The 24,959-nt window shown below is 74.3% G+C and carries 23 protein-coding genes and 1 riboswitch; of the genes, 12 read left to right on the forward strand and 11 right to left on the reverse strand.

Annotated elements, in window-relative coordinates:
- Positions 1-21 precede the first annotated feature (21 nt).
- Together AB0A97_RS00220 and AB0A97_RS00225 are read left to right on the forward strand one after the other, a co-directional pair.
- Positions 22-1,806 (forward strand): glycoside hydrolase family 15 protein, encoded by a 1,785-nt coding sequence (locus AB0A97_RS00220; RefSeq protein ID WP_361142266.1) that lies wholly within the window; start codon positions 22-24, stop codon positions 1,804-1,806.
- Positions 1,807-1,811: 5 nt separating this feature from the next.
- Positions 1,812-2,567: an SDR family oxidoreductase gene (locus tag AB0A97_RS00225; protein WP_361142269.1), complete on the forward strand. Its 756-nt coding sequence runs from the start codon at positions 1,812-1,814 to the stop codon at positions 2,565-2,567.
- A 399-nt stretch (positions 2,568-2,966) separates the two neighbouring features.
- Here AB0A97_RS00225 and amaP read toward each other — a convergent pair whose 3' ends face one another.
- From amaP to AB0A97_RS00250, 5 genes are all read right to left on the reverse strand, one after another.
- Positions 2,967-3,572 (reverse strand): alkaline shock response membrane anchor protein AmaP, encoded by a 606-nt coding sequence (gene amaP, locus AB0A97_RS00230; RefSeq protein WP_361142272.1) that lies wholly within the window; start codon positions 3,570-3,572, stop codon positions 2,967-2,969.
- An 8-nt stretch (positions 3,573-3,580) separates the two neighbouring features.
- On the reverse strand, positions 3,581-4,369 hold the full coding sequence (locus tag AB0A97_RS00235; protein ID WP_361142275.1) for a DUF6286 domain-containing protein: 789 nt from the start codon (positions 4,367-4,369) through the stop codon (positions 3,581-3,583).
- Entirely contained in the window at positions 4,366-4,770 is a 405-nt protein-coding gene (locus tag AB0A97_RS00240; protein WP_361142278.1) for a hypothetical protein, read from the reverse strand. The genes AB0A97_RS00235 and AB0A97_RS00240 overlap by 4 nt, the downstream gene beginning before the upstream one ends.
- A gap of 6 nt (positions 4,771-4,776) precedes the next feature.
- Positions 4,777-4,974: a hypothetical protein gene (locus AB0A97_RS00245; RefSeq protein ID WP_361142281.1), complete on the reverse strand. Its 198-nt coding sequence runs from the start codon at positions 4,972-4,974 to the stop codon at positions 4,777-4,779.
- An 88-nt stretch (positions 4,975-5,062) separates the two neighbouring features.
- Entirely contained in the window at positions 5,063-5,545 is a 483-nt protein-coding gene (locus AB0A97_RS00250) for an Asp23/Gls24 family envelope stress response protein (RefSeq protein WP_361142284.1), read from the reverse strand.
- Between the two features lie 192 nt (positions 5,546-5,737).
- Here AB0A97_RS00250 and AB0A97_RS00255 point away from each other — a divergent pair, with 192 nt between their 5' ends.
- On the forward strand, positions 5,738-6,526 hold the full coding sequence (locus AB0A97_RS00255) for a hypothetical protein (protein WP_361142286.1): 789 nt from the start codon (positions 5,738-5,740) through the stop codon (positions 6,524-6,526).
- A 24-nt stretch (positions 6,527-6,550) separates the two neighbouring features.
- Here AB0A97_RS00255 and AB0A97_RS00260 read toward each other — a convergent pair whose 3' ends face one another.
- The 3 genes from AB0A97_RS00260 to AB0A97_RS00270 all read right to left on the reverse strand — a co-directional run bounded on the left by AB0A97_RS00260 (position 6,551) and on the right by AB0A97_RS00270 (position 9,630).
- Positions 6,551-7,330, reverse strand: coding sequence for an enoyl-CoA hydratase/isomerase family protein (locus tag AB0A97_RS00260; protein ID WP_361142289.1), 780 nt, complete (start codon positions 7,328-7,330; stop codon positions 6,551-6,553).
- A gap of 121 nt (positions 7,331-7,451) precedes the next feature.
- Positions 7,452-7,673: a helix-turn-helix domain-containing protein gene (locus tag AB0A97_RS00265; RefSeq protein ID WP_030021347.1), complete on the reverse strand. Its 222-nt coding sequence runs from the start codon at positions 7,671-7,673 to the stop codon at positions 7,452-7,454.
- A 358-nt stretch (positions 7,674-8,031) separates the two neighbouring features.
- Entirely contained in the window at positions 8,032-9,630 is a 1,599-nt protein-coding gene (locus AB0A97_RS00270) for an ABC-F family ATP-binding cassette domain-containing protein (RefSeq protein WP_125057036.1), read from the reverse strand.
- 352 nt (positions 9,631-9,982) lie between these two features.
- Here AB0A97_RS00270 and AB0A97_RS00275 point away from each other — a divergent pair, with 352 nt between their 5' ends.
- The gene (locus AB0A97_RS00275) at positions 9,983-10,873 is read left to right on the forward strand and encodes a neutral zinc metallopeptidase (protein ID WP_361142292.1); all 891 of its coding nucleotides are present in this window, start codon (positions 9,983-9,985) and stop codon (positions 10,871-10,873) included.
- Positions 10,874-11,082: 209 nt separating this feature from the next.
- Positions 11,083-11,508: a VOC family protein gene (locus tag AB0A97_RS00280; protein WP_361142295.1), complete on the forward strand. Its 426-nt coding sequence runs from the start codon at positions 11,083-11,085 to the stop codon at positions 11,506-11,508.
- Positions 11,509-11,652: 144 nt separating this feature from the next.
- Here the strand turns inward: AB0A97_RS00280 and AB0A97_RS00285 are convergent, their stop codons facing one another.
- The 3 genes from AB0A97_RS00285 to AB0A97_RS00295 all read right to left on the reverse strand — a co-directional run bounded on the left by AB0A97_RS00285 (position 11,653) and on the right by AB0A97_RS00295 (position 16,026).
- Complete coding sequence (locus tag AB0A97_RS00285; protein ID WP_361142298.1) at positions 11,653-13,125, reverse strand: hypothetical protein; 1,473 nt, start codon at positions 13,123-13,125, stop codon at positions 11,653-11,655.
- 1,005 nt (positions 13,126-14,130) lie between these two features.
- Complete coding sequence (locus AB0A97_RS00290) at positions 14,131-15,255, reverse strand: prolyl oligopeptidase family serine peptidase (protein WP_361142301.1); 1,125 nt, start codon at positions 15,253-15,255, stop codon at positions 14,131-14,133.
- Between the two features lie 117 nt (positions 15,256-15,372).
- Positions 15,373-16,026, reverse strand: coding sequence for a class II aldolase/adducin family protein (locus AB0A97_RS00295; RefSeq protein ID WP_361142304.1), 654 nt, complete (start codon positions 16,024-16,026; stop codon positions 15,373-15,375).
- A gap of 292 nt (positions 16,027-16,318) precedes the next feature.
- Between AB0A97_RS00295 and AB0A97_RS00300 the strand changes: the two genes are divergently transcribed.
- The 7 genes from AB0A97_RS00300 to cobO all read left to right on the forward strand — a co-directional run bounded on the left by AB0A97_RS00300 (position 16,319) and on the right by cobO (position 24,904).
- The gene (locus AB0A97_RS00300) at positions 16,319-17,155 is read left to right on the forward strand and encodes a lysozyme (protein ID WP_361142307.1); all 837 of its coding nucleotides are present in this window, start codon (positions 16,319-16,321) and stop codon (positions 17,153-17,155) included.
- 302 nt (positions 17,156-17,457) lie between these two features.
- Positions 17,458-18,786 (forward strand): inorganic phosphate transporter, encoded by a 1,329-nt coding sequence (locus AB0A97_RS00305; protein ID WP_361142309.1) that lies wholly within the window; start codon positions 17,458-17,460, stop codon positions 18,784-18,786.
- Positions 18,787-18,823: 37 nt separating this feature from the next.
- On the forward strand, positions 18,824-19,069 hold the full coding sequence (locus AB0A97_RS00310) for a hypothetical protein (protein WP_361142312.1): 246 nt from the start codon (positions 18,824-18,826) through the stop codon (positions 19,067-19,069).
- A 167-nt stretch (positions 19,070-19,236) separates the two neighbouring features.
- Positions 19,237-19,387: riboswitch (cobalamin riboswitch) on the forward strand.
- 130 nt (positions 19,388-19,517) lie between these two features.
- Positions 19,518-20,525 carry a cobalamin biosynthesis protein gene (locus AB0A97_RS00315; protein WP_361142315.1) on the forward strand — a complete coding sequence of 336 codons (1,008 nt, stop codon included), beginning with the start codon at positions 19,518-19,520 and terminating at the stop codon, positions 20,523-20,525.
- A gap of 31 nt (positions 20,526-20,556) precedes the next feature.
- Positions 20,557-22,176, forward strand: coding sequence for a cobyric acid synthase (locus AB0A97_RS00320; protein ID WP_361142318.1), 1,620 nt, complete (start codon positions 20,557-20,559; stop codon positions 22,174-22,176).
- Entirely contained in the window at positions 22,176-24,305 is a 2,130-nt protein-coding gene (locus AB0A97_RS00325) for a putative cobaltochelatase (protein WP_361142321.1), read from the forward strand. Before AB0A97_RS00320 ends, AB0A97_RS00325 begins: the two co-directional genes overlap by 1 nt.
- Complete coding sequence (gene cobO, locus AB0A97_RS00330; RefSeq protein ID WP_361142324.1) at positions 24,305-24,904, forward strand: cob(I)yrinic acid a,c-diamide adenosyltransferase; 600 nt, start codon at positions 24,305-24,307, stop codon at positions 24,902-24,904. Before AB0A97_RS00325 ends, cobO begins: the two co-directional genes overlap by 1 nt.
- The last annotated feature ends 55 nt before the right edge of the window (positions 24,905-24,959 follow it).

Here is a 24,959-nt window from a genome sequence, read left to right on the forward strand (position 1 = left end):
AGCCGACGGAAGGGACGCCGCGTGCACGCACCCATCGAGGACTACGCGCTCATCGGCGACCTGCAGACCGCCGCCCTGGTCGGCCGGAACGGCTCCGTCGACTGGCTGTGCCTGCCGCACTTCGACTCCGCCGCCTGCTTCGCCGCGCTCCTCGGCGACCAGGAGAACGGACACTGGCTGCTCGCCCCCACCGACCCCGACGCGCGGGCCGAACGCTCCTACCGGGGCGACTCCCTCGTCCTGGACACCGTCTGGCACACCCCCACCGGCTCGGTGAAGGTCACCGACTTCATGCCGCAGCGCGACCACGCGCCCGACGTCGTGCGCCTCGTGGAGGGCCTGGAGGGCGACGTCCCCATGCAGGGGGTGCTGCGGCTGCGCTTCTACTACGGGCTGGTCGTGCCCTGGGTGCGGCATGTCGGCCGGTGCCGGGTCGCGGTGGCCGGGCCTGACTCCGCGTGGCTGCGCACCGAGCCGGAGGTCAAGACGTACGGGCAGGGGCTCAGCACCCGCTCGGACTTCGGCGTCACCGCCGGCGAGCGGGTGGCGTTCATCCTGACCTGGCACCCCTCGCACGAGCCGCGCCCGGCCGGGATCGATCCGTACGAGGCCCTGGAGCACACCCTGGAGGACTGGCGGGCGTGGGCGGCGCGCTGCCGCTACGACGGTCCGTACCGGGCCGAGGTGCTGCGCTCCCTGATCACGCTCAAGGCCCTGACCTTCGCGCCCACCGGCGGCATCGTCGCGGCGCCCACCACCTCGCTGCCCGAGGAGCTGGGCGGCGTACGCAACTGGGACTACCGCTTCTGCTGGCTGCGCGATGCCACCCTGACCCTCAACTCGCTGGTCACCGCCGGGTACACCGAGGAGGCGTCGGCCTGGCGGGACTGGCTGCTGCGCGCGGTGGCGGGCAACCCGGCCGACCTCCAGATCATGTACGGCCTGGGCGGCGAGCGGCGGCTGCCGGAGACCGAGCTGCCCTGGCTCGGCGGTTACGCCGGCTCCACGCCCGTACGCATCGGCAACGCCGCCGTCGAACAGCGGCAGCTCGACGTGTACGGCGGGGTGCTGGACTCCTTCCACATCGCGCGCGTCGCCGGGCTGCCGTCCAAGCCGCACGCCTGGAACATCCAGCGCTCGCTGCTGGACTTCCTGGAGTCCCACTGGCGTGAACCGGACGAGGGGCTGTGGGAGGTCCGCGGGCCCCGTCGGCACTTCGTGCACTCCAAGATCATGGCGTGGGTCGCCGCCGACCGCGCCGTCCGGGCCGTCGAGGCCCGCCCCGAGCTGGAGGGCGACGTCGACCGCTGGCGCGCGATGCGCGACGAGGTGCACCGCGAGGTGTGCGAGCACGGGTACGACCCGGAGCGCAACACCTTCACCCAGTCCTACGGCTCGGACCTGCTGGACGCGGCGACGCTGCTGATCCCGCGCCTCGGCTTCCTGCCCGCCGACGACCCGCGGGTCGTCGGCACGGTCGACGCGGTCCGCGAGGAGCTGGCGCACGGCGGTCTGATACGGCGTTACAGCACCGACGCCACCGGCGTGGACGGGCTGCCGGGCGACGAGGGCACCTTCCTCGTCTGCTCGTTCTGGCTGGCCGAGGCCCTGCACCTGACCGGGCGGCGGGAGGAGGCGCGGGAGCTGTTCGACCGGCTGCTGCGGCTGCCCAACGACCTGGGGCTGCTGGCCGAGGAGTACGACCCGGTCGCCGGCCGCCAGTTGGGCAACTTCCCCCAGGCGTTCAGCCACATCGGCCTCATCAGCACCGCCTTCACCATGTTCGGGTGCGACGGGGCAGACTGACCCCCATGGATCTAGGACTCACCGACCGGACCTACATCGTCACCGGCGCCACCCGCGGCCTCGGCTTCGCCACCGCGCGGGAACTGGTCGCCGACGGCGCCAACGTCGTCCTCAGCGGCCGCAGCGAGGAGAGCGCCCGGGCCGCCGCGGCCTCGCTCGGCGAGCGCGCGCACGGCGTCGCCGCCGACAACGCCGACCCGGACGCCGCCGCGCGCCTGGTCGACACGGCCCGCGAGCGCTTCGGCCGCCTCGACGGCATCCTCGTCAGCGTCGGCGGCCCGCCCCCGGGAGCGCCCACCGGCAACACCGACGACCAGTGGCAGGCCGCCTTCGAGTCGGTCTTCCTCGGCGCGGTACGGCTCGCCCGCACGGCGTCCGCCGCACTCGGCGACGGCGGCGCCATCGGCTTCGTCCTCTCCGGCTCGGTCCACGAGCCCATCGACGGCCTGGCCATCTCCAACGGCCTGCGCCCCGGTCTCGCGGGCTACGCCAAGGCCCTCGCCGGCGAACTGGGCCCGCGCGGCATCCGCGTCTTCGGCGTCCTGCCGGGCCGCATCGCCACCGACCGGATGACCCAACTGGACGCCCTGTCCGGCGCCCCGGAGGAGTCCCGCGCCCGCAACAGCGCCTCCATCCCCCTGCGCCGCTACGGCGAACCGGAGGAGTTCGGCCGCACCGCGGCGTTCCTGCTGTCGCCTGCGGCGTCGTACGTCACCGGGGTGATGGTGCCGGTGGACGGCGGGGCTCGGCGGGGGTTCTGAGAGGGCGGAGAGCTGCGGGGCCGGGCCGGCGACGGCGCGTACCTTCTGGGGGCCACGCGCATCGGCCTCTGGAGTTACCGGACCGTCATGCTCCCGTGTGGCGGCGGCGCGCGGGAAGCACCTCCCGAACCGAATTCGACATGCCGGTCTTTCGGCCCCCGCACAGCCTCGGAGGAGCAGGAGGCAGGGCACAGGCCCCGGCCGCCGCGGTCCTGTCGGCCTTCCCTGCCCGCGGGGAGGCATCCCGCCAACCGTGTCTCCGGCCGGGACCTCACGCCGTACTTCGAGAGCTGGCTCTACGGGAGTCCACGCCGCCGCTGCCCGGACACCCGGACTGGAAGGAAGCCGGACAGAACGGATTGGGAGCAATCCCGGAAGCCACCGCTCCCGTACGCCCCGTCAACTCACCCGCTCAGCCCGGTGCTTGACCGCCCGCAGCCGTACCTCGGCGGGCAGTCGTTCCAGGCCGGCCGAGGTGCGGGCGTGGGCGATCGCCTCTGCGGAGAGGCGGGCGATCACGGCGCAGGGGTTCGCGTGCGGGGCGAGGGCCAGGCCGGCTCGTACGCGGGGTTCGGTGCGGCGGCCGGTGAGGTGGACGCGGGCCCGGTCGACCCCGTCCAGCGACTCGGACTCGGCCGTCAGGACGTTCTCCATCGCGCGGCCGCGCAGTTGGGCGCCCTCGCCGTCGCCGCTGTCCACGAGGATCTCGCGCAGCCGGTGCCGCCGGAACTGGGACAGCAGCCACCACAGCGCCAGCAGGACGAGCACGGCCAGCGCCGCGATGACCACCGGCCACCACCAGCCGCTGTCCGTCCAGCGCGTCCGGTCCGAGTCGCGCAGCAGCACCTCGTCGGGCCGGGACCAGCGTCCGCCGGTCGGCATGTCGAAGCCGGCCTTGCGCGGCAGGTCGAAGCCGCCGAGCAGCACCGTGCCGCCGACGCCGATCAGGACCAGGCCCGTCAGGGCCAGCAGCACCCGGTTGACCGTTCGCAGGACCTTGCGCATCGCCGTGCTCACCTCTTCGCCGACCGGCGTACCCGTACGGACAGCGCGGGACGCCGGGCGAGGCCCAACTGCCGCAGCCCGTCGCCGAGCGCCGTGTTCAGGTCGCTCCGTACCTCGTCCAGTTCGCGGAAGTGCGAGACCGCGCGTGCCTTGGCCCTGCGGCGGCCGACGGCGACCCGCACGGACTGCACGCCCGGCACCTCCATGGCCCGGTCGCGCAGCACCAGCGCGGCCGCGGCGCGGTCCAGGCCGCCGCGTACGTCCGGTGTCGTACGCCGCATCGGCAGGACGCCGCGCAGGCCGGGCGTGAGCGCGAGCACCAGCAGCCAGATGCCGAGGGCCACGGCCACCGCGGCGCCCGCGAGGACCCAGACGTCGTCCAGGTGACGGGTCGCCAGTTCGGTGGCGAGGCGCTTGCGCCAGGCCATCGCGGGGCGGTCGGCGCGTACCGCGGCCACGTCGTACAGCAGCAGTCCGGCGGCGCCGAGCACGACGAGCGCGACCAGCGTGGACGGTACGCGCCTGGCCGCCCAGAAGCGCCGGGCCCGGCCGCCGCCGTCGGTCTCCTCGCGGGGAGTCCGGCCGGTGTCCGCCGGGCCGGTGTGCCCGGGGCCGTCCGGAGGGCCGGAGCCACCCCGGCCGTCCGGGTTGTCCGGACTGTTCGGAGTACCGGAGCCGTTCCGGCCGGAAGATGCGCCGGAGCCGTCCGGGCCGGACGGAACCGCCGTCGCGCCCGCCGACTTGTCGAGGGTGGGAAGCCGCTGGGTGTTCCGCAGATCGGGATCGTCGTCGTTCATCGCACCCTCCCCCGGCCGTCGCGCTCCGTCTGGGGCGCGTGCAGCCGCTCGACCTGGACGGTGACCTCGGGCACCGTCATGCCGGCCAGGTCGCGGACCCGCTGGGTGACCTGCCGTCGTACGGCGCCGCACTGGGCACCGATGTCGGAGGGGTAGCCCAGTTCGACGGCGACCCGTACCCGGGCCTCGCCGAAGTCCCGCCGCCCTTCGCGCCGGCGCACCGTCACCGACGCGTGGGCGTCGGTGTGTGCCGTGGACGCGTCGCGCAGGGCCTCGCGGGCGGCCTGCGCGGCGATCTTGGCCACGACCCGGTCCGCGATCCTCGTGGCACCCCGTTCACCGGCCGGTACGGCCGGCTGGGCGGCGCCGGGTGCCGCGGCCGCGGGAGACACGGTCGCCACCGGGCGTCACCTCCGCCGGTCGTCGCGGTCGCCCGTACGGGGCCGGAAGAACTCCCCGGCCTCCAGATCGCCGTCCACGAACTTCCCGACGATGAATCCGATGGCGCCCAGCGCCGCCACCAGTACAAAGGCACCGAAACCGCCGAAGTATCCGGCGAAGCCCAGCGCCATTCCGGCCAACAGACCGACCACGGCCATGTTCATCTACGCGCTTCCCTTCGCTACCACCCCGGCCGGGCCCTGCGGAGCGGAGCCCCGGCGCTGTCTCTGTCGCAACGGCAACCGGCCCGCCCTACTGGAGGCGCGGCTCCTCGTCGTCCTCGTCCTCCTCGTCGTCGGGCAGTTTCACGTCGCTCACCGCGATGTTGACCTCGACGACCTCCAGGCCCGTCATCCGCTCCACGGCGGAGATGACGTTCTCCCGTACGGCCCGCGCGAGGTCCGCGATGGAGACGCCGTACTCGACCACGATCTCCAGGTCCAGCGCGGTCTGCACCTCGCCGACCTCGGCCTTCACGCCGCGGGTCACCGACTTGCTGCCGCCGGGCACCCGGTCGCGCACCGCGCCGAGCGTGCGGGCGAAGCCGCTGCCCATCGCGTGTACGCCCAGCACGTCGCGGGCCGCCATCCCGGCGATCTTCTCCACGACACCGTCGGCGATGGTGGTACGCCCGCGGGTCGCGGGGTCGCCGCCGCCCCGCTTGGCTCCCAGCGTCTTGCCCTGCGAGTCGCCGGTCCGCGGCTCGGGCCGGTTACCTTGTGCGCTCTCGGTCATCGCCGATCGTCCCTTTCCGAGGGGTCGGAGCTGCAAGCCGCTCCGTTTTCCACAGTAAGTCGGCTTCCCCCGGCCCGCTGCGGGGATGCGGCAGGCGGGTGGTCCGGTTGCCGCCATTCGGGTACCTGGTCCTGCCGCCCGGCCGGGTGTGCGGCAAGGTGGAAGGACTGTTCGGGAAAGAGGTGACGGCCGGTGGCCGGTGACCAGTTGGTGACGGCGGTACGGCGGCAGCTCGGACTCGGCCGGCTGCTGCCGCTGGGCGGCCCGGCGGACGGGGCGTGGATCGCCGAACGGGCGGCCGCCGGGGTGCTGCGGCAGGCGGGTGACGCGCTGCCGGGACTGCGGATCGGTACGCTCCGGCTGTCCTTGGCGGACCCGGACGCCGCGCCGGAAGCGGCGGTCCCGTCGCCGCCGAGCGCCCTGCCGCCGGGGCCGCTGCTGATCGAGGCGGACGTCGCGGCCACGGCCGGACGCCCGGTTCCGGCCTCCGCGGACCTGCTGCGGGAAGCGCTGCTGACGTGTGCTGCGGAGCGGCTGGGCCTGGAGGTGTCCGTCGTCGATGTGCGGGTCACGGACCTGCTCGACGAGGACGGGACAAAGACAGAAAAAGGGGAAAAGGCGGAAAAGGGGGAAGGGGAAGCGGGCGGCGGCCAGGGCGACGACGCTTTGCCCGGCGGCGCACCGGGCGGGGGCGGAGCCACTGCCGACGATGCCGGTCCCCTGGAAGCGGCCGTGCTGCGTGTCCCGGGGGCCGTGCGGCTCGTACCGGCCCTGGGGGCGCTGTCCCGGCCGGTGCGCGAGGAGGACGGGCACGTACTCGTCCAACTGGCCGTCGCGCCGGACCGGCGGACGCTGGACGTGGCGAAGGACGTACGCGCCGCGGTCGGGAAGGCGGCGGACGCCGGGCAGCCGCCGGACGACGGCAGGCGGCCCACCGTCGCGGTGCTCGTCGCCGCCCTCGAACCGCCCGCCGCTTCCTGAGATCCCGCGCCGCGCGGTGCGCGGCTACTCGCCCAGGCCCGCCAGGTCCCGCAGCCGGCGTGCCTGTGCGGCGCGTTCGGCGGCCCGCTGCTCCTCGTACGTACGGGAGGCGGCGCCCATCAGCAGGGCCTTGGTCTCGATGACGGCGTCCCGCGGCGCGGCGACGAGGGCCCCCGCCAGGTCCGTGACAGCTCCGTCCAGGTCGGCGGCGGGCACCACGAGGTTGGCCAGGCCGATCCGTTCGGCCTCGTCGGCGTGGACGAAGCGGCCGGTGGCGCAGATCTCCAGCGCGCGGGCGTAGCCGACCAGGGCGACCAAGGGGTGGGTGCCGGTCAGGTCCGGCACCAGTCCGAGGCTGGTCTCCCGCATGGCGAACTGCGCGTCGTCGGCGCACACCCGCAGGTCGCAGGCGAGCGCGAGCTGGAAGCCGGCACCGATCGCATGGCCCTGGACAGCGGCGATGGACACCACGTCGTTCCGCCGCCACCAGGTGAACGCTTCCTGGTACTCGGCGATGATGGCGTCCAGTTCGCTGTCCGGGCCGCGTGCCATGTCGAGGAACGACGGCTCGCCGTCGAAGCCTTCGGGCGTGAACGCCTGCCGGTCCAGGCCGGCGGAGAAGGACTTGCCCTCGCCGCGCAGCACCACGATCCGGACGTCTCCCGGTACCAGTGATCCGGCCTCGGCCAGCGCCCGCCACATGGCGGGCGACTGCGCGTTGCGTTTGGCCGGTCCGGCGAGGGTCACCGTGGCGATCACGTCGTCCACGGTGAGCCGCACACCGTCCTTGTCGAGCAGGGTCATGGAGCGCCTCCGAGTCAGTCAGCCGACCGCACGTGCGTGCTTAAGTGACTGAACAGTAACCACCCGGTCGCCTGCTCGACCGACCGGGTGGCACCGTAGCTCCCGGAGCGGAACGCCTCGGTCAGGCCGAGGCGGCCTTCTTGCCCCTGGTGGCTCCGCCACGACCACGCAGGGTCACACCGGATTCGCTGAGCATCCGGTGCACGAACCCGTAGGAGCGGCCGGTCTCTTCGGCCAGCGCCCGGATGCTCGCTCCGGAGTCGTACTTCTTCTTCAGGTCTGCCGCGAGCTTCTCGCGCGCGGCGCCGGTCACCCGGCTGCCCTTCTTCAGAGTCTCGGCCACCCGTGCCTCCTCGTGGGAAGTGCGCTCTGGACTCTCATGATCACCCCTTCCCGCCTTCCTGGCCACCCATTCAGCAAGGTCCGTGGCACATCGTTTGGCCCTGGAGGCGCCGTATTGACTCTTGGAATTAGGGGTTCCGTTAGGAATTCCACCGCTCCGACCATGGGTTTCCTCGCGAATGAGCAGGTCAGAGGGGGCTGGTACGAAATGATGACGGCCGGGCCCCTGGGGCCCGGCCGTCACAGGGAGGCTCGCCGATGTACGAGCCGCTCTCACTCAGATGATGGATCACCCGTCGGCCGAATGATCCATACGCCCTTGATCCCTCCCGGGTCTCAGGTGATCCCTCCCCCGGCCCTCAGGCCAGCGCGACGAGGTCCGCGTAGTCCTGGCCCCAGAGGTCCTCGACCCCGTCGGGCAGCAGGATGATGCGCTCCGGCTGGAGGGCGTCCACCGCGCCCTCGTCGTGGGAGACCAGCACCACGGCGCCGGTGAAGGTGTGCAGCGCGCCGAGGATCTCCTCGCGGCTGGCCGGGTCGAGGTTGTTGGTCGGCTCGTCCAGGAGCAGCACGTTGGCGGAGGAGACGACCAGGGTGGCCAGCGCCAGCCGGGTCTTCTCGCCGCCGGAGAGCACCCCCGCGGGCTTGTCGACGTCGTCACCGGAGAACAGGAAGGAGCCGAGCGTCTTGCGGATGTCGACCAGGTCCATGTCCGGCGCGGCCGAGCGCATGTTCTCCAGGACCGTGCGGTCCGGGTCCAGCGTCTCGTGCTCCTGGGCGTAGTAGCCCAGCTTCAGGCCGTGCCCGGGGCGCACCTCGCCGGTGTCCGGCTTCTCCACGCCCGCCAGCAGTCGCAGCAGCGTCGTCTTGCCCGCGCCGTTCAGGCCGAGGATGACGACCCGGGAGCCCTTGTCGATGGCCAGGTCGACATCGGTGAAGATCTCCAGCGAGCCGTAGGACTTCGACAGGCCCTCGGCGGTCAGCGGGGTCTTGCCGCAGGGCGCGGGGTCCGGGAAGCGCAGCTTGGCGACCTTGTCGGAGGCGCGCTTGGCGTCCAGCCCGGCGAGCAGCTTGTCGGCGCGCTTGGCCATGTTCTGCGCGGCGACGGTCTTGGTGGCCTTGGCCCGCATCTTGTCGGCCTGCGAGTGCAACTGCGCGGCCTTCTTCTCGGCGTTGGCGCGCTCGCGCTTGCGGCGCTTCTCGTCGGCCTCGCGCTGCTGCTGGTAGAGCTTCCAGCCCATGTTGTAGATGTCGATCTCGGAGCGGTTGGCGTCCAGGTAGAACACCTTGTTCACCACGGTCTCGACCAGGTCGACGTCGTGGGAGATCACGATGAAGCCGCCGCGGTAGTTCTTCAGGTAGTCGCGCAGCCAGACGATCGAGTCGGCGTCGAGGTGGTTGGTCGGCTCGTCCAGGAGCAGCGTGTCGGAGTCCGAGAAGAGGATCCGGGCCAGCTCGACGCGGCGCCGCTGACCGCCGGAGAGGGTGTGCAGGGGCTGGCCGAGGATGCGGTCCGGCAGGCCCAGGCTGGCGGCGATGGTCGCGGCCTCCGCCTCGGCCGCGTAGCCGCCCTTGGTCAGGAACTCCGTCTCCAGGCGCTCGTACTTCTTCATCGCCTTTTCACGGGTGGCGCCCTTGCCGTTGGACATCCGGTCCTCGTTCTCGCGCATCTTGCGCAGGACCTCGTCCAGGCCGCGGGCGGACAGGATGCGGTCACGGGCGAGGACGTCGAGGTCGCCGGTGCGCGGGTCCTGCGGCAGGTAGCCGACGTCGCCGGAGCGGGTGACCGTGCCGGCGGCCGGGATGCCCTCGCCCGCCAGGACCTTGGTGAGGGTCGTCTTGCCCGCTCCGTTGCGGCCGACCAGACCGATCCGGTCGCCCTTGGCGATACGGAAGGAAGCGGATTCGATGAGGACGCGGGCGCCGGCGCGCAGCTCCAGGCCGGAGGCGGTGATCAAGGGAAAACTCCAGGGCAGACGAGGACAGCGGAAAGGACGGGGGTGATCACAGCCGCGCGGCGCGCCCCGTACACGGCACAAGCCTGTGCGGACGGTCGGCGGGGGCGGCGTGCCGACGCCGTCTAATGCACGAGGAGAATTGCCATACGGACCAGTCTAGCGGTGACGTGCAACCAGTTTTTCCGGGCTGCCGGACGGCCGCGGTCCGGTCGTACAGGCCGCCGTGACCCGCCCCTCGCTTGCTCTTCCCTCGCCCGTTCGGCCGCCCGGGGTCGCGGCCCGGTGGCGGGCGCGGCTGGATGGGGCGAGGCGGTGTGCGCCGCCGGGGGGCGCGGCGGAGGGCGGTGCGGCCATGCAGTTCGACGACGACGCCGGGCTGGACACCTCGCAGGTCCAGGACCGGCGCGGCAGCCGGCTGCCCGGCGGGCGGGCCACGGTCGGCGGCGGGCTGGCGGGCCTGATCGCGCTCGTCGCCGGCCTGTTCTTCGGCATCGGCCCCGACGAACTGGGGCTGACGGAGTCGGACCACCCTCCGGAAGCCACCGCTTCCTCGGCGGAACGGGTCCAGGAACGGTGCCGTACCGGGCAGGACGCCAACAGCAAGGAGGACTGCCGGATCGTGGCGGTCGTCAACAGCGCCCAGTCCTTCTGGCAGCAGGAGTTCCGGCGGCGCGGCGCCTCGTACGGACGGGCGCCGACGGTGTTCTTCACCGGCCGGACCGATACCGCGTGCGGGGCCGCGACCTCGGCCGTCGGGCCGTTCTACTGCCCCGGCGACCGCAAGGTCTATCTGGACCTGGACTTCTTCCGCGAGCTGCGGACGAAGTTCGGCGCCGGGGGCGGGCCGTTCGCGCAGGCGTATGTGGTGGCTCACGAATACGGGCACCACGTGCAGAACCTGTCGGGCACGCTGCGCCGGTCCCATGGCGGGCGGCCGGGCGCGGACAGCGATGCCGTGAAGGTGGAGCTGCAGGCCGACTGCTACGCGGGGGTGTGGGCGCGGCACGCCACCGACACGCCCGAGGAGTCCACCGGGCGGCCGCTGATCACCAGTCTGACCGGGGCGGACGTACGGGACGGACTCGACGCGGCGGCCGCGGTCGGCGACGACCGGATCCAGGAGCGGTTCCAGGGCCGGGTCACCCCGGAGAGCTGGACGCACGGGTCGGCGGCGCAGCGACAGCGGTGGTTCTCGGCCGGGTTCCGCACGGGGGACGCCGGGCGGTGCGACACGTTCCGCTGAATGCGCCGTAGCGGCGGGTGGGTGGCGGAGGGGGCGGGGCGCCGGGGGGCGGTTCAGTGCGGTGTGGCGCGGCGCGATGCGATGCGATCGATCGGGTGCTGGTCAGAGGGTGTTCGGGGGGCGTTGTCAGACCCTGGTGCCAGACTGTGATGTGGGTCTCAGAGCGGGGCTCGGAACGACCTGATCGCAGGATGGGAAAGGTGATCGTCATGACCGACGTGGCGACAGGCACGGCAGGGTCACCCACGTTCTGCCCGACGCTGCACTACCGCGACGCGAAGGCGGCGATCAAGCAGCTGACGGAAGCGTTCGGCTTCGCGCAGAGCGCGCTGTACGAGAGCGAGGACGGCGCGGTGCTGCACGCCGAGCTGTCCTTCGGCAACGGCGTGGTGATGCTGGGCTCGAAGGGTGTCGGCGGGGCGTACGAGGAAGCCCTGGGCGGCGGCGGCCCGGTCGGTGTGTACGTGACCGTCGCGGACCCGGACGCGCATCACCGCCGGGCCGAGCAGGCCGGGGTGGAGATAGTGCTGCCGCTCACGGACCAGGACTACGGCTCCCGGGAGTACACGGCCCGCGATCTGGAGGGCAATCTCTGGACGTTCGGCACGTACACACCGGCGGTGCCGAGTGCCTGAGGGGCACTGAGGAGGAGCTGATGCCTGTGGGGCACTGAGGAGGAGCTGGGGAAGCGGAGAGGCGGTGGAAGGACTGGAGAGCCACTGAGGGGGCGGGGACCGCCAGGTTCCGTTCCCGGGGGCGGGCGCCCGCCCCCGGGAGACTCACGCGCCGCCGGTGTGCACCTGGAAGGCGGCGCGGCGGACGGCCTTCGCGAGGGCCGGGTCCGGGTGGGCGGCGGCCAGGGCGACCAGCACCTGCACGGTGCGCGGGTGGCCGACGGCCCGTACCTCCTCCAGCAGGCGCGGAACCGAGCCCTGGACGGCCGAGTCGAGGTGCCGGATCAGCAGTTGGCTCTCGCCGTGGTCGGCGACGGCCGCGGCGGTGTCCACCCACAGCCAGGTGGACTCCTCGCGGGTGAGCACGTCCGGCGCGGTCTCCGGGTCGCCGCCCTCGTGCTCGACCAGCCAGAGCAGGGCGTACGGGCGCAGTGCGGCCTCGTCGGCGGCGGCGCGGACGGCCGGTTCGGCGGGCGCGCCGACGGCGCGCAGGGCCTCGAAGGCGAGGCCGCGCAGCAGCGCGTCCTCACCGCGGGCGACTTCGAGGAGTTCCTCGACCGCGCTGCCCGCGGAGCGGGCGGCGAGCCAGGCGCGGTATTCGGCGCGCGCCGGGCCCGGGGTCAGCCGGGCGCAGCCACGCAGCATCGCCTCGGCGGACTGCTCGATGTTGCCCGCCGGGCTCTGCGCGGCGACGCAGATCTGTTCCAGCTTGACCCAGACCGACCAGTTCCCGAGGGGGGTGAGCAGGGCTTCGCGTTCGGCGGGCACACCGGTCTTCGCGCCGTCGCGCACGACGAGTGCCCCCACGGCGGCGAGGCCGTCCAGCGCCCAGTCCAGGAGCTCCGCGAGTGACACCCCCGCGGTGTCACCCGCCGCTCCGGCGCGGGCCGCTCCCGGGTCCGTGCCCGGGGCCGCGGCGGGTCCCGCGTCCGGGGCGCGGTCCGGCCCGTACGGCACCTCGCAGCGCTCGGTACGGAGTTCGGCGACGCGCTGTTCCAGCATGTCCAGCAGGACCGGGAGCCGCACCGGGCCGGCCGACAGATGCAGCAGGGACAGCAGCTGCGGCACGGCCTCGACGACCTCGGCGACGGCGGTCGGCCCGGCGCCGGGCGGCGCGGGGCGCGCGAGCGACCAGGCGTCGAAGAGCGCGACCCAGCCGCGCAGCGCGGCGGTGTCGTCGCGCTCCCAGGCGCGCAGCCGCCAGCCGGGGCGGGCCACGCCGCCGTGCAGTTCGACGAGCCCGGCCAGGCGGGCCAGATCCCAGTCCGTACGGACCTGGTCCGGTGTCAGCCGCAGGTCGTCCGCCGCCTGTTCGGCGACGTCCGCCGGGAGGGCACCGTCCGTGCCGGCCCGCAGCCCGGCACCCGCGCCGTGCTCGCCGTCGGCCCAGCGGGCGAGACGTACGGCACCGGCCAGGCCGGCCCGGGCCTGCCGTGCCAGTTCCGCGGGCGGCGGTGTGCCCTGGGGCGGCCGGGGCGCCGGCCGGGCGGCCCGGGTGCTCACCGCTCGGCGGGCGGCGGCAATCGGTTGACGGGGGACGAGTCGGAGCCGGGAGTCGCGCGGAGTACGGGACGTCACAGGGTGCAGTCTTCCCGCTGACGGCCCGAAAGCCCAATCGGAACGGTCGGTACGTTCCGGCGGCCGACGCACGAGGGGCGCACGGGGCGGCCGGCACGCACCGTACGAGTGGGTCACCAGAGGCTGTACGGGGAGTGGCCGCCGGCCGTACGAGGGGGCGGCTCCGGGGCGCGCGCGGTGTGGCCACCGCCCGTAGGAACGGGTCACCACGGTCCGCCCGGGCGCCATGGGCCGCCCGGCCAGACCGTCACGACCCGGGCAAGTCGCCGCCGGACGCACGGAGCACGACGCCACGGGCCGCACCACGGAGGACGCGCGAAACGGAACGGCCGGGGACGGCACGGAACGGTCGGACCGGGGAGCGGCACGGAACGGTCGGACCGGGGGTGGCCCGGCAACGATCGGGCCGGGGAGGGGCACGGGAATGGTCGGGCCTGATGACGCGCAGATCGGAAGCGGCCCGTAGGACACAGGAGAAAGGCTGCCCAGGAGGACGCACGGGAGCGGACCACAGTCGGCAGAGCGGAGACGGCCCACCTCGGAAGACGCGCGGGAGCGAACCAGCCGACGGAGGGGCGAAGACGGCCTGCCCCGTAGGACGCGGGTGGACGGGCCTGCCCCGTTGAACGCGCGGAAACGGTCCACCCCGTAGGGCGCGCGGAAACGGTTCGCCCCGGAAGGTCGGTCGGGCGGGGACCCGTCGGAGATCCGCAAAGACGGTCCTCCGGAGGCCCCGGCGGACATGGCCCACCCCCGGTGGACATACATGGACGAACCGCCCCAGAGGGCACGCGAAAGCGGTCCACCCCGGAAGGACGCTCGGACACGGACCAGCCGAAGACCCGCGAAAACAATCCCCCGGAGACCCCGGCGGGCATCGCCCGCCGCCCGAAGGACACACAGAGACGAACCGCCCCGGAGGGCGCACAGGAGCGGCCGCCCCGGAGGGCGCACCGGAAGGAAAGGCGCACGGGAACGGTCGGGGCCGGGAGGCCCCCGGCCGGGTCACATGAGGGGTGTGAGGAAGCGGCGAAGCGTTTCTTCGTACGTGGCCGGGTCGGCGTTCCACATGGCGGCGTGCGGGGCGTGCGGTACCGGGTGCAGCGTGATCAGGTCGGGGCGGCGGGCGGCCAGTTCGCGGGAGGCCGCCCAGGGGGCGAGGGAGTCGTGCGGCCCGTGGATCAGCAGGGTCGGCACGGTGAGCAGGTCGGCGGTCCAGGCTTCGGCCAGCCGTCCGGCGTGCAGCCCGGTGCTGCCCTCGGCGGCACGTACGGCCAGCGGGAGCAGCGGGCGGGGGACGCGGTGGGCGGCGGCCAGGGCGCGGACGGTGGCCTGCCAGTCCAGGACCGGCGAGTCCAGGACGAGGCCGGCGATGCGGTCGCGCAGCGCGGAGTTGGCGGCGGCGTGCAGGGCCATGGACGCGCCGGTGGACCAGCCGTGCAGGACGACGCGTTCGGCGCCGTACTGGACGGCGTAGCGGATCGCGGCGTCCAGGTCGCGCCATTCGGAGTCACCGAGGTGGCTGATGCCGTCGGCGGTGTGCGGGGCGCCGACGTCGTTGCGGTAGGCGAGGTCCAGGACGGGCAGCCGCTGGTCGCTGAGGAACGGCATGACCACCATGGGGTGCTCCCGGGTGGTGCCCAGGCCGTGCACGGTGATGACCCAGGTCTCCCGGGCGCCCGGCACGAACCAGGCGGGCAGCGCGCCCAGTTCTCCGGGGATGTCGACGTCGGCGGAGTCGAGTCCGAGCGCGTCGCGCGGGTTGCCGATGTGCACCTGGGGTGTCAGACGCATCCTGGCGCCCGGCTGGACGGAGCCGTGGGTGACCCGCTCCAGGCGGCGGACGACCGTGTCCGCCGGGTGCGGCACGTCGTCGAGGAGGGGCCCGACGACGGCGTGGCCGCCCGCGCCGGTGAGGCCGTAGGTGCCGGGCCGGAGCGAGGCGAGGCTGCGGGTGAGGGTGATCCGCCCGGGGCCGGTGGCGTGCACCGTGAGCCGGGGGTCGCCCGGCAGCGGCCGGTCGGGCGCGGGTTTGAGGACCATGTCGCTGGCGTACCGGCCGGCCGCCACCGCGGCCGCGCCGGTACCGATCACCGTGGTGGCGGCTGCTGCCGCGGTACCCAGACGCATCCTCCCCAGTGTGGGCGGGCGCCGCGGCCGCGGCCAGTGGGCGGGCGCGCCCGGGTGACGGCGGGCGGGCCCACGGGCGGTCGTACGGGGCCCGGCGCCGTCGCCCGGGGCCGTACGTCAGCGGCGCTGCCCGTAGCCGCGCAGCCGCTCGCCGGCCGCGTCGAGCTGTTCCGGCGTGAGCAGGGCGGGTGTGCGGCCGGGCAGCGAGCCGGCGGCGAGCCAGACGCGGCACATCCACTCCAGCTGGGCGGTGCGGTCGTACGCCTCGTCAAGGGTGTCGCCGTAGACGATGGTGCCGTGGTTCCGGAGGAGGCAGCCGGTGCGGTCGCGCAGGGCGGCGAGCACGTTCCCGGCCAACTCCTCGGTGCCGTAGAGGGCGTACGGCGCGACGCGGACGGGTCCGCCGAGGGCCGCGGTCATGTAGTGCACCGGCGGGAGCTCGGTGACGAGGGTGGAGACGGCGGTGGCGTGGGCGGCGTGGGTGTGCACGACCGCGGTGGCGCCGGTGGCCCGGTAGACGGCCAGGTGCATGGGGAGTTCGCTGGTGGGCCGCAGCGTGCCGCGGGTCTGGCGGCCTTCGAGGTCCACCGCGGTGAGGTCGCCGGGCCCGAGCCGGTCGTAGCGCACGCCGCTGGGGGTGACCAGCACGAGGTCGCCGACGCGGACGGAGACGTTGCCGGAGGTGCCGACGACCAGGCCGTCGGCGACCGTGCGGCGGGCGGTGGCGACCAGCTCGTCCCAGGCGTGGTCGAGGGCTTCCGGGTCCGTCATGCGTGTGCCTCCGGTCTGCGGTGCGGGCGGGGCCCGGTGGGGGCGCGCGGACGTGGTGCGCGCGGGGCTGCCGACACCGTACGGGGCTGGTGGGGAGCCGTGGGGCGGATCCCGGTCCTCCGGTATCCGCCATGTCGGACCGGCGGTACCTCGGGCGGACTTGACCGGGCGACGACCGTCTTGTGTGGATCTCTCGGTACGCTTCCGGGGCCTTGTCGTGCCCGTAGCCACCTGTCATGCACGTAGCTATCTGTCATGCACGTAGCCATCCGGGGGACTTCCTGGGGGAGCCATGGCCCGTGACTGCGATCGCCCGTCCGGCCCGCAGCAGCCGTCCCACCACCCGTCCGACGCGCAGCACCCGCCCGACACCCCGCCCCCGCCCCGCCGCCCGCGCAGCGGACGGCACCGGCTGGCCGCCGGGGCCCTGGCGCTCGGCACGCTCACCGGCGTCCTGTCCACCGCCCTGCCCACGGCCCCCGCCGCCGAGGCCGCCGGCAAGCCCGCCGGGCACGACGTCTCCTCGCACCAGGGCAGCGTCGACTGGAAGTCCGTACGGGCGAAGGGCGGCCGTTTCGTGTACGTGAAGGCCACCGAGTCGACCTGGTACCGCAACCCGCACTTCCCGCGGCAGTACCGCGGCGCGCGCAAGGCGGGCCTGCTGCACGGCGCGTACCACTTCGGCGTCCCGAACGCCTCCTCCGGCCGCGCGCAGGCCCGGTACTTCCTGCGCCACGGCGGCCGCTGGAAGGCGGACGGCTGGACGCTGCCGCCGGCGCTCGACCTGGAGCACAACCCGTACGACCGGGAGCACGCCTGCTACGGGATGAGCGGCACGGCGCTGGTCCGGTGGGTCCGAGGATTCAGCAACGAGGTGCTGCGGCAGACCGGGCGGCGGCCGGTGATCTACACGACGGCCCGGTGGTGGAACGGCTGCACCGGCGGCAGCCGGGCGTTCGCCGCCACCCACCCCCTATGGCTGGCCCGCTGGCACAGCACTCCGGGCACGCTGCCCGCCGGCTGGCTGTACCCGAGCATCTGGCAGCACGCCGGGTCCGGCGCGCTGCCCGGCGACCAGGACAAGTGGAACGGCACGGTCACCGGGCTGCGGCGCTTCGCCCGGGGCTGACACGCCGCCCCGCCCGGCACCCCGACACGCCCGGCGCCCCCGCACGCCAGGCACCCGACACGCCCGGCGCTCCCGCACACCCGGCACCCCGACACGCCCGGCCCCCGGCGCACCCGGCCCCGGTACGCCTGCGGCGCACGAGGCGTCCGTGCTGGTACGCATGGGCCCCGGGAGACGGTACGGACGCCTCCGCACCACCCCTGCGGGGGCGTCACTGTGGCGCCCGCCCCAGTTCACCTTCCGTTCACCCGTCGTCCGTACGGTCCGAGCGTCACTGCCCAACGAACTGATTGCCTGGGTGAATGGAACACATCACGCTTCTCATCGGGATCGTGATCGTCACGGCCTTGGTGTTCGACTTTACGAACGGCTTCCACGACACGGCCAACGCCATGGCCACCACCATTTCCACCGGGGCACTCAAGCCCAAGATCGCGGTGGCGATGTCGGCGGTCCTCAACCTGGTCGGCGCGTTCCTGTCGGTGGAGGTCGCCAAGACCATCTCCGGCGGGATCATCGACGAGACCGCCGGCATCAGACCAGAAGTGATCTTCGCCGGGCTGGTCGGTGCCATCGTCTGGAACCTGGTCACCTGGCTGGCCGGGCTCCCCTCCAGCTCCTCGCACGCCCTCTTCGGCGGTCTGATCGGCGCGACCCTGGTGGCCGTCGGCCCGAGCGGCGTGCACGGCGGCGCCGTGGTCATGAAGGTCCTCATCCCGGCCGTCGCCGCTCCCGTCGTGGCCGGACTGGCCGCGACGGCCGCGACCCGGCTGACCTACCGGCTCGCCCGCAACCGCGCCGAGGAGGACACCGCCAAGGGCTACCGCGCCGGACAGATCGCCTCGGCCGCCCTGGTCTCCCTCGCGCACGGCACCAACGACGCCCAGAAGACGATGGGCGTGATCACCCTCGCGCTGATCACCGGCGGTGTGGTCGCCCCGCACGCCGACCCGCCGCTGTGGGTCATCGCCTCGGCCGGCCTGGCCATCGCGCTCGGCACGTACCTGGGCGGCTGGCGGATCATCCGCACGATGGGCAAGGGCATCACCGACATCCAGCCGCCGCAGGGCTTCGCCGCCCAGACCGGCGCCGCGGCCACCATCCTGGCCTCCTCCCACCTCGGTTTCGCGCTCTCCACCACCCAGGTCTGCTCGGGTTCGGTCATGGGCTCCGGCCTGGGCCGCAAGGGCGGCGTGGTGCACTGGTCCACGGCGGGCCGGATGGCCGCCGCCTGGGGTCTGACGCTGCCGGCCGCCGGTCTGGTCGCGGCGGGCGCCGCGCTCCTGGCGGACCAGGGCGACTGGGGCATCGCGACCGTCGCCGTGCTGGCTCTCGCCGTCTGCGGCGCGATCTGGATGGCCTCCCGGCGCAAGCCGGTGGACCACACCAACGTCAACGAGGGCCCGGCCGCCGAGCCCGCCGGTGTCGTCACCGCCGCCCTGCAGACCGTCTCGCCGCCGCCCGCGGGCCCGGTCGCGGCGGGCGCGGCCGCCATCCCGGCCCCCGCGGTGGCCGCGGCCCGGATCGCGGACCCGGTCGGTGCCGCCCCGGTGATCGCCGCCCCGGTGGCCGCCCACCCGCACGAGCAGCGCGCCCGGCGCCGCGCCAAGGCCGGTTCGGCCGCCGGCTGACCCGGCCGCACGGCTCCCACGGAGGAACGAGAACGCAATGAGCATCGACTGGGCAGCTCTCGGCCAGGTCTTCGGCGTCACGCTGTTCGTGACGGTCGGGATCGTGGGCCTGTTCACCCTCGGCATCGTCGGCACGTCCCGCAAGCCGCAGCAGGAGGGGACGCCGGTGACCGCCGACGGGCCCGCCGCTTCCGGCGGGGCGGCGCGGGCCGGGGCGTACGCCTGCTTCGCGCTGTGCGCGGCGGCCGTGGCGTACGGGATCTACCTGATCGTGGCCGCCTGAGCCACGGCACGGCACCCCGGGCGTCCGGTGGCCGCGGCATCCCCGCCGCGGCCACCGGACGCCTGTGTCCTGGGACACAGGCACTGCCGCCGCCCCGCACCGCAGGTCAAGCGTGAGTTGACGGGCTTGGCGGAGCGTGGTGGACTGCCGGAGCCAATCGGCGACAGATGAGGAAGTCCGGTGAGAATCCGGCGCGGTCCCGCCACTGTCACCGGGGAGCGCCCCTCCACCAAGGGCCACGGTCCGCGTCCCGCGACGCAGGTTCCCGTACGGACTGGAAGGCCGGGGGAAGCGCCGATCCGGGGAGCCAGGAGACTCTCGTCGCCGTACCCGTCGAGCCAGGGCGCGGACCCTGAGTGAGGACCTACCGCCATGCCCGGCCGCAGTGCGCAATCTGCTGGACGTACCCCCACGCCATCCCTCCGAGGCGCGACGGCGGTCTGATCCGATGCGTGCCGAACACGCCGGCTACGCGTGCGGCGCGGCCCTGGGTTTCCTCGGCGACCTGGTCGTGGGCGACCCCCGGCGCGGTCATCCCGTGGCCGCCTTCGGGCGGGCCGCGGCCGCAGTGGAACGCCGTCTGTGGCGCGACCACCGCGGGACCGGCGCCCTGCACACCGCGCTGCTCGCGGGCGGCACCGCCGCCGGTGCCGCGCTGCTCGACCGCGCCGTACGCCGCTCCCCCGCCGCCTTCCCCGCATCCGTCGCACTGACCGCCGCCGCCACCTGGGCCGTCCTGGGCGGCACCTCGCTGGGCCGCGAGGCGCGGGCCGTCGGCGGTGCGCTCGCGGCGGGCGACCTGGACGTGGCGCGCGAGCGGCTGCCGCACCTGTGCGGGCGCGACCCGCAGGCCCTGGACGGGCAGCAGATGGCGCGCGCGGTGGTCGAATCCGTCGCCGAGAACACCTCGGACGCGGTGGTCGGCGCCCTGGTCTGGGGCGCGGCCGCCGGTGTGCCGGGACTGCTGGCCTTCCGGGCCGTGAACACGCTGGACGCGATGGTGGGGCACAAGTCGCCACGCCACCGCCGCTTCGGGTGGGCCTCGGCCCGGCTCGACGACGTGGCCGGTTACCCCGGCTCCCGGCTGACCGCCGCGCTGGCGGTGCTGGCGGGCCCGGACCGGCGGGGCGCGTGGCGCGCCTGGCGCCAGGACGGCCCGTCCCACCCGAGCCCCAACGCGGGCCCGGTGGAGGCGGCGTTCGCCGGGGCGCTGGGGGTGCGGCTGGGCGGCACCCTGGCGTACGGCGGCCGGGTCGAGCACCGGCCGGTGCTCAACGGCGACGCGGGCCGGCCGGTCGCGGTGCCGGACATCGAGCGGGCCGTGGCCCTGTCGCGCCGGGTGAGCGCGCTGGCCCTGGCGGCCACGGTCGCGGGCCGGCTGGCGGCGGGGGCTGTACGGCGAACCCGTACAGCCGGAGCGGTACGACGATCCCGTACAGCCAGGAGGGCCAAGTGAGCAGCGGAGTGCGGACGGCGAGGAGTGCCACGTGAACGGACCGGGTCAAGCACCGCTCGGCGGCGGGCTGCTGGTGGCGGGCACCACGTCCGACGCGGGCAAGAGTGTGGTGACGGCGGGCATCTGCCGCTGGCTGGCCCGCAAGGGAATCAAGGTGGCGCCCTTCAAGGCGCAGAACATGTCGCTGAACTCGTTCGTGACGCGCGAGGGCGCGGAGATCGGGCGGGCGCAGGCCATGCAGGCCGCCGCGGCGCGCGTCGAGCCGAGCGCCCTGATGAATCCGGTGCTGCTGAAGCCGGGCAGTGACCGCAGCAGCCAGGTCGTGCTGATGGGCAAGCCGGTGGGCGAGCTGAGCGCGCGCGGCTACCACGCGGGCCGTCAGGAGCAGTTGCTCGGTACGGTCACGGACTGCCTCCAGGAGCTGCGGCGTACGCACGACGCGGTGATCTGCGAGGGCGCGGGCAGCCCGGCCGAGATCAACCTGCGGCGTTCCGACATCGTGAACATGGGCATCGCGCGCGCCGCCCGTATCCCGGCCGTGGTGGTCGGCGACATCGACCGGGGCGGGGTGTTCGCCTCCTTCTTCGGCACCACGGCGCTGCTGTCCCCGGAGGACCAGGCGCTGGTCGCGGGCTATCTCGTCAACAAGTTCCGGGGCGATGTGACGCTGCTGGAGCCGGGCCTGGACATGCTGAAGGAGCTGACCGGGCGGCCCGCCCTCGGGGTGCTGCCGTTCGCGCACGGACTCGGCATCGACGAGGAGGACGGCCTGCGCGTGTCGCTGCGCGGCGCGGTACGCGAGAGCGTCGTCGCGCCGCCGCACGGCGCCGACGTGCTGCGGGTCGCGGTGGCCGCCGTACCGCTGATGTCGAACTTCACGGACGTGGACGCGCTCGCCGCCGAACCGGGCGTCGTGGTGCGGTTCGTGGACCGTCCCGAAGAGCTGGCCGACGCCGATCTGGTGGTGCTGCCCGGCACCCGCGGCACCGTCCGAGCGCTCCAGTGGCTGCGCGAGCGCGGCATCGCGGACGCGGTGCGGCGGCGGGCCGCGGAAGGCCGCCCGGTGCTCGGCATCTGCGGCGGCTTCCAGATGCTGGGCGAACGGATCGAGGACGAGGTCGAGTCGAAGGCCGGCACGGTGGACGGGCTGGGCCTGCTGCCCGTACGCGTACGGTTCGCGGCGGACAAGACCCTGGCCCGGCCGTCCGGCGAGGCGCTGGGCGAGCCGGTCGAGGGGTACGAGATCCACCACGGCGTGGCCGAGGTCTTCGGCGGGCAGCCCTTCCTGGACGGCTGCCGGTCCGGCGCGGTCTGGGGCACCCACTGGCACGGCTCGCTGGAGAGCGACGGCTTCCGGCGGGCGTTCCTGCGGCGGGTGGCCGCCGACGCCGGCCGCGCGTTCGTCCCGGCGCCGGACACCAGCTTCGCCGCGCTGCGCGAGGAGCAGCTCGACCGGCTCGGCGACCTCATCGAGGAGCACGCGGACACGGAGGCGCTGCTGCGGCTCATCGAGGACGGCGTACCGGCGGGACTGCCGTTCGTACCACCGGGGGCGCCGCCGATACCGCCGCCACCCCGCACCCCGGCCGCACCCGGCGCGGCCTCTGCCGCGCCCGCACACCGCACGTCCCTCGAAGGGGGTACTCCTTAATGGCATCGGTCCCTTACCCGTTCACCGCGGTCGTCGGCATGTCCGACATGCGGCTGAGCCTGCTGCTCAACGCCATCTCGCCGGCCATCGGCGGGGTGCTCGTCCGCGGCGAGAAGGGCACCGCGAAGTCGACGATCGTGCGGGGCCTGACGGCGCTGATGCCGGACGTCCCCGTCGTCACCGGCTGCCGCTTCTCCTGTGACCCGGCCGCGCCGGACCCGGCCTGCCCGGACGGCCCGCACGAGGCGGCCGGCGCGGAGGACCGCCCGGCCCGCATGGTCGAACTCCCCGTCGGCGCCTCCGAGGACCGGCTGGTCGGCGCGCTGGACATCGAACGGGCGCTGTCGGAGGGCGTGAAGGCGTTCGAGCCGGGCCTGCTGGCGGACGCGCACCGCGGCATCCTGTACGTCGACGAGGTCAACCTGCTCCACGACCACCTCGTGGACCTGCTGCTGGACGCCGCCGCCATGGGCGCCTCGTACGTGGAGCGCGAGGGTGTCTCCGTACGGCACGCCGCGCGCTTCCTGCTCGTCGGCACCATGAACCCCGAAGAGGGCGAACTGCGGCCGCAGTTGCTGGACCGCTTCGGGCTGACCGTGGAGGTCGCCGCGTCCCGCGAGCCGGACCAGCGGGTGGAGGTGGTCCGGCGGCGGCTGGCCTACGACGCGGACCCGGAGGGTTTCGCGGGCCGCTGGGCCGTCGAGGAGGGCGAGCTGCGGGAGCGGATCGCCGCCGCGCGGGCGCTGCTGCCGGACGTGGCCCTCGGGGACGCGGTGCTGCGGCAGGTCGCCGCGGTGTGCGCCGCGTTCGAGGTGGACGGCATGCGCGCCGACATCGTGATGGCGCGTACCGCCTGCGCGCTGGCCGCCTGGGCGGGCCGTACGGAGGTCCGCGAGGAGGACGTACGGCAGGCCGCCCTGCTGGCGCTCCCCCACCGGCGCCGCCGCAACCCGTTCGACGCCCCCGGCCTGGACGAGGACAAGCTCGACCGGACGCTGGAGGAGTTCGCCGCCGACGAGGACGACGACCCGGAACCCGACCCGGAACCCGACCCGGACGGCGGCCCCGACGACGGCCCCGACGGGCCCGGCGGCGGACAGCCGCCGCAGGACGGCGACGGCGGCACGGACGGTCCGCAGGGCGAGGACGCCCAGGCACCGCACGACCAGCCGCACCTGCCCGAGCAGCCGCAGGCCCCGGAGGCGGACCCGGCCCCCGCCGACCCGAAGGCCCAGTCCGAGAGCGACGGGGAGAACGCTCCTGGCGGGGGCGGCGAGAAGGCCGCCGTCGGCGCGGGCGAGCCGTTCCGTACGCGGCGGCTGGACGTGCCGGGGCTCGGCGAGGGCGCGGACGGCCGGCGTTCCCGCGCCCGTACGGCGCACGGCCGGACCACCGGCGCCCGGCGCCCGCAGGGCACCCTGACCAAGCTGCACCTGGCCGCGACCGTGCAGGCCGCCGCGCCGCACCAGGTGGCGCGCGGCCGCCGCGGCCCGGGTCTGGTGGTGCGCCGGGACGATCTGCGCGAGGCGGTGCGCGAGGGCCGGGAGGGCAACCTCGTGCTCTTCGTCGTGGACGCGTCCGGTTCGATGGCGGCGCGCAAGCGGATGAGCGCGGTCAAGGGCGCGGTGCTCTCGCTGCTGCTCGACGCCTACCAGCGGCGCGACAAGATCGGCATGATCACTTTCCGCGGCGCGGAGGCCGAACTGGCGCTGCCGCCCACCTCGTCGGTGGAGGCGGGCGCGGCCCGGCTGGAGTCGCTGCCCACCGGCGGCCGGACACCGCTGTCCGCGGGCCTGCTCAAGGCGCACGAGGTGCTGCGGGTGGAACGGCTGCGGGACGCCTCGCGGCGGCCACTGCTGGTGGTCGTCACCGACGGGCGGTCCACCGGCGGCCCCGAGCCGCTGGTGCGCACCTCGCGCGCCGCACGGCTGCTGGGCGCCGAGGGCGTCGCCTCGGTGGTCGTGGACTGCGAGGCCGGGCCGGTACGGCTGGGTCTGGCGGGCGAGCTGGCCCGCGACCTCCAGGGCACCGCCGTCACCCTCGACGAACTGCGCGCGGACAGCGTCTCCGCACTCGTCCGCGACGTGCGCGGACAGGGCAACCACCACACCACTCGGAGGGCCGCTTAATGCCTCAGGGACAGCCGTCCGTCGTCCCGGACGACGGACTCACCACACGCCAGCGCCGCAACCGCCCGCTGGTCCTCGTCCACACCGGCCCCGGCAAGGGCAAGTCCACCGCCGCCTTCGGGCTGGCGCTGCGGGCCTGGAACCAGGGCTGGCCGGTCGGGGTGTTCCAGTTCGTGAAGTCGGCGAAGTGGAAGGTGGGCGAGGAGCGCGCGCTGCGGGTGCTCGGCGAGACCGGCGAGGGCGGCACGGTCGCCTGGCACAAGATGGGCGAGGGCTGGTCGTGGGTCCAGCGCGACTCCCAGTTCAGCAATGAGGAGGCGGCCCGCGAGGGCTGGGAGCAGGTCAAGCGGGACCTGGCCGCCGAGACGTACAAGCTGTACGTGCTCGACGAGTTCGCCTACCCGATGCACTGGGGATGGGTGGACCCCGCCGAGGTCGTCTCCGTCCTGCGCGACCGGCCGGGCCACCAGCACGTCGTGATCACCGGCCGCAACGCGCCGCAGGAGCTGTGCGACTTCGCGGACCTGGTGACCGAGATGACCAAGGTCAAGCACCCGATGGACGCGGGCCAGAAGGGCCAGCGGGGCATCGAGTGGTGACGGCACGGCCGGACACCACAGCGACCGGAGCGGCAGGACCAGGAGCAGCCAGACC

The sequence above is a fragment of the Streptomyces sp. NPDC045470 genome, from assembly GCF_040646595.1.
Taxonomy (GTDB): Bacteria; Actinomycetota; Actinomycetes; order Streptomycetales; family Streptomycetaceae; genus Streptomyces.

Bases quoted from the DNA above. Each gene is read 5' to 3' on its own strand.
- AB0A97_RS00225 (WP_361142269.1), top strand. From the start codon at position 1,812: ATGGATCTAGGACTCACCGACCGGACCTACATCGTCACCGGCGCCACC.
- amaP (WP_361142272.1), bottom strand. From the start codon at position 3,572: ATGCGCAAGGTCCTGCGAACGGTCAACCGGGTGCTGCTGGCCCTGACG.
- AB0A97_RS00235 (WP_361142275.1), bottom strand. From the start codon at position 4,369: ATGAACGACGACGATCCCGATCTGCGGAACACCCAGCGGCTTCCCACC.
- AB0A97_RS00245 (WP_361142281.1), bottom strand. From the start codon at position 4,974: ATGAACATGGCCGTGGTCGGTCTGTTGGCCGGAATGGCGCTGGGCTTC.
- AB0A97_RS00250 (WP_361142284.1), bottom strand. From the start codon at position 5,545: ATGACCGAGAGCGCACAAGGTAACCGGCCCGAGCCGCGGACCGGCGAC.
- AB0A97_RS00260 (WP_361142289.1), bottom strand. From the start codon at position 7,330: ATGACCCTGCTCGACAAGGACGGTGTGCGGCTCACCGTGGACGACGTG.
- AB0A97_RS00275 (WP_361142292.1), top strand. From the start codon at position 9,983: ATGCAGTTCGACGACGACGCCGGGCTGGACACCTCGCAGGTCCAGGAC.
- AB0A97_RS00280 (WP_361142295.1), top strand. From the start codon at position 11,083: ATGACCGACGTGGCGACAGGCACGGCAGGGTCACCCACGTTCTGCCCG.
- AB0A97_RS00290 (WP_361142301.1), bottom strand. From the start codon at position 15,255: ATGCGTCTGGGTACCGCGGCAGCAGCCGCCACCACGGTGATCGGTACC.
- AB0A97_RS00295 (WP_361142304.1), bottom strand. From the start codon at position 16,026: ATGACGGACCCGGAAGCCCTCGACCACGCCTGGGACGAGCTGGTCGCC.
- AB0A97_RS00300 (WP_361142307.1), top strand. From the start codon at position 16,319: ATGGCCCGTGACTGCGATCGCCCGTCCGGCCCGCAGCAGCCGTCCCAC.
- AB0A97_RS00305 (WP_361142309.1), top strand. From the start codon at position 17,458: ATGGAACACATCACGCTTCTCATCGGGATCGTGATCGTCACGGCCTTG.
- AB0A97_RS00310 (WP_361142312.1), top strand. From the start codon at position 18,824: ATGAGCATCGACTGGGCAGCTCTCGGCCAGGTCTTCGGCGTCACGCTG.
- AB0A97_RS00315 (WP_361142315.1), top strand. From the start codon at position 19,518: ATGCGTGCCGAACACGCCGGCTACGCGTGCGGCGCGGCCCTGGGTTTC.
- AB0A97_RS00325 (WP_361142321.1), top strand. From the start codon at position 22,176: ATGGCATCGGTCCCTTACCCGTTCACCGCGGTCGTCGGCATGTCCGAC.
- cobO (WP_361142324.1), top strand. From the start codon at position 24,305: ATGCCTCAGGGACAGCCGTCCGTCGTCCCGGACGACGGACTCACCACA.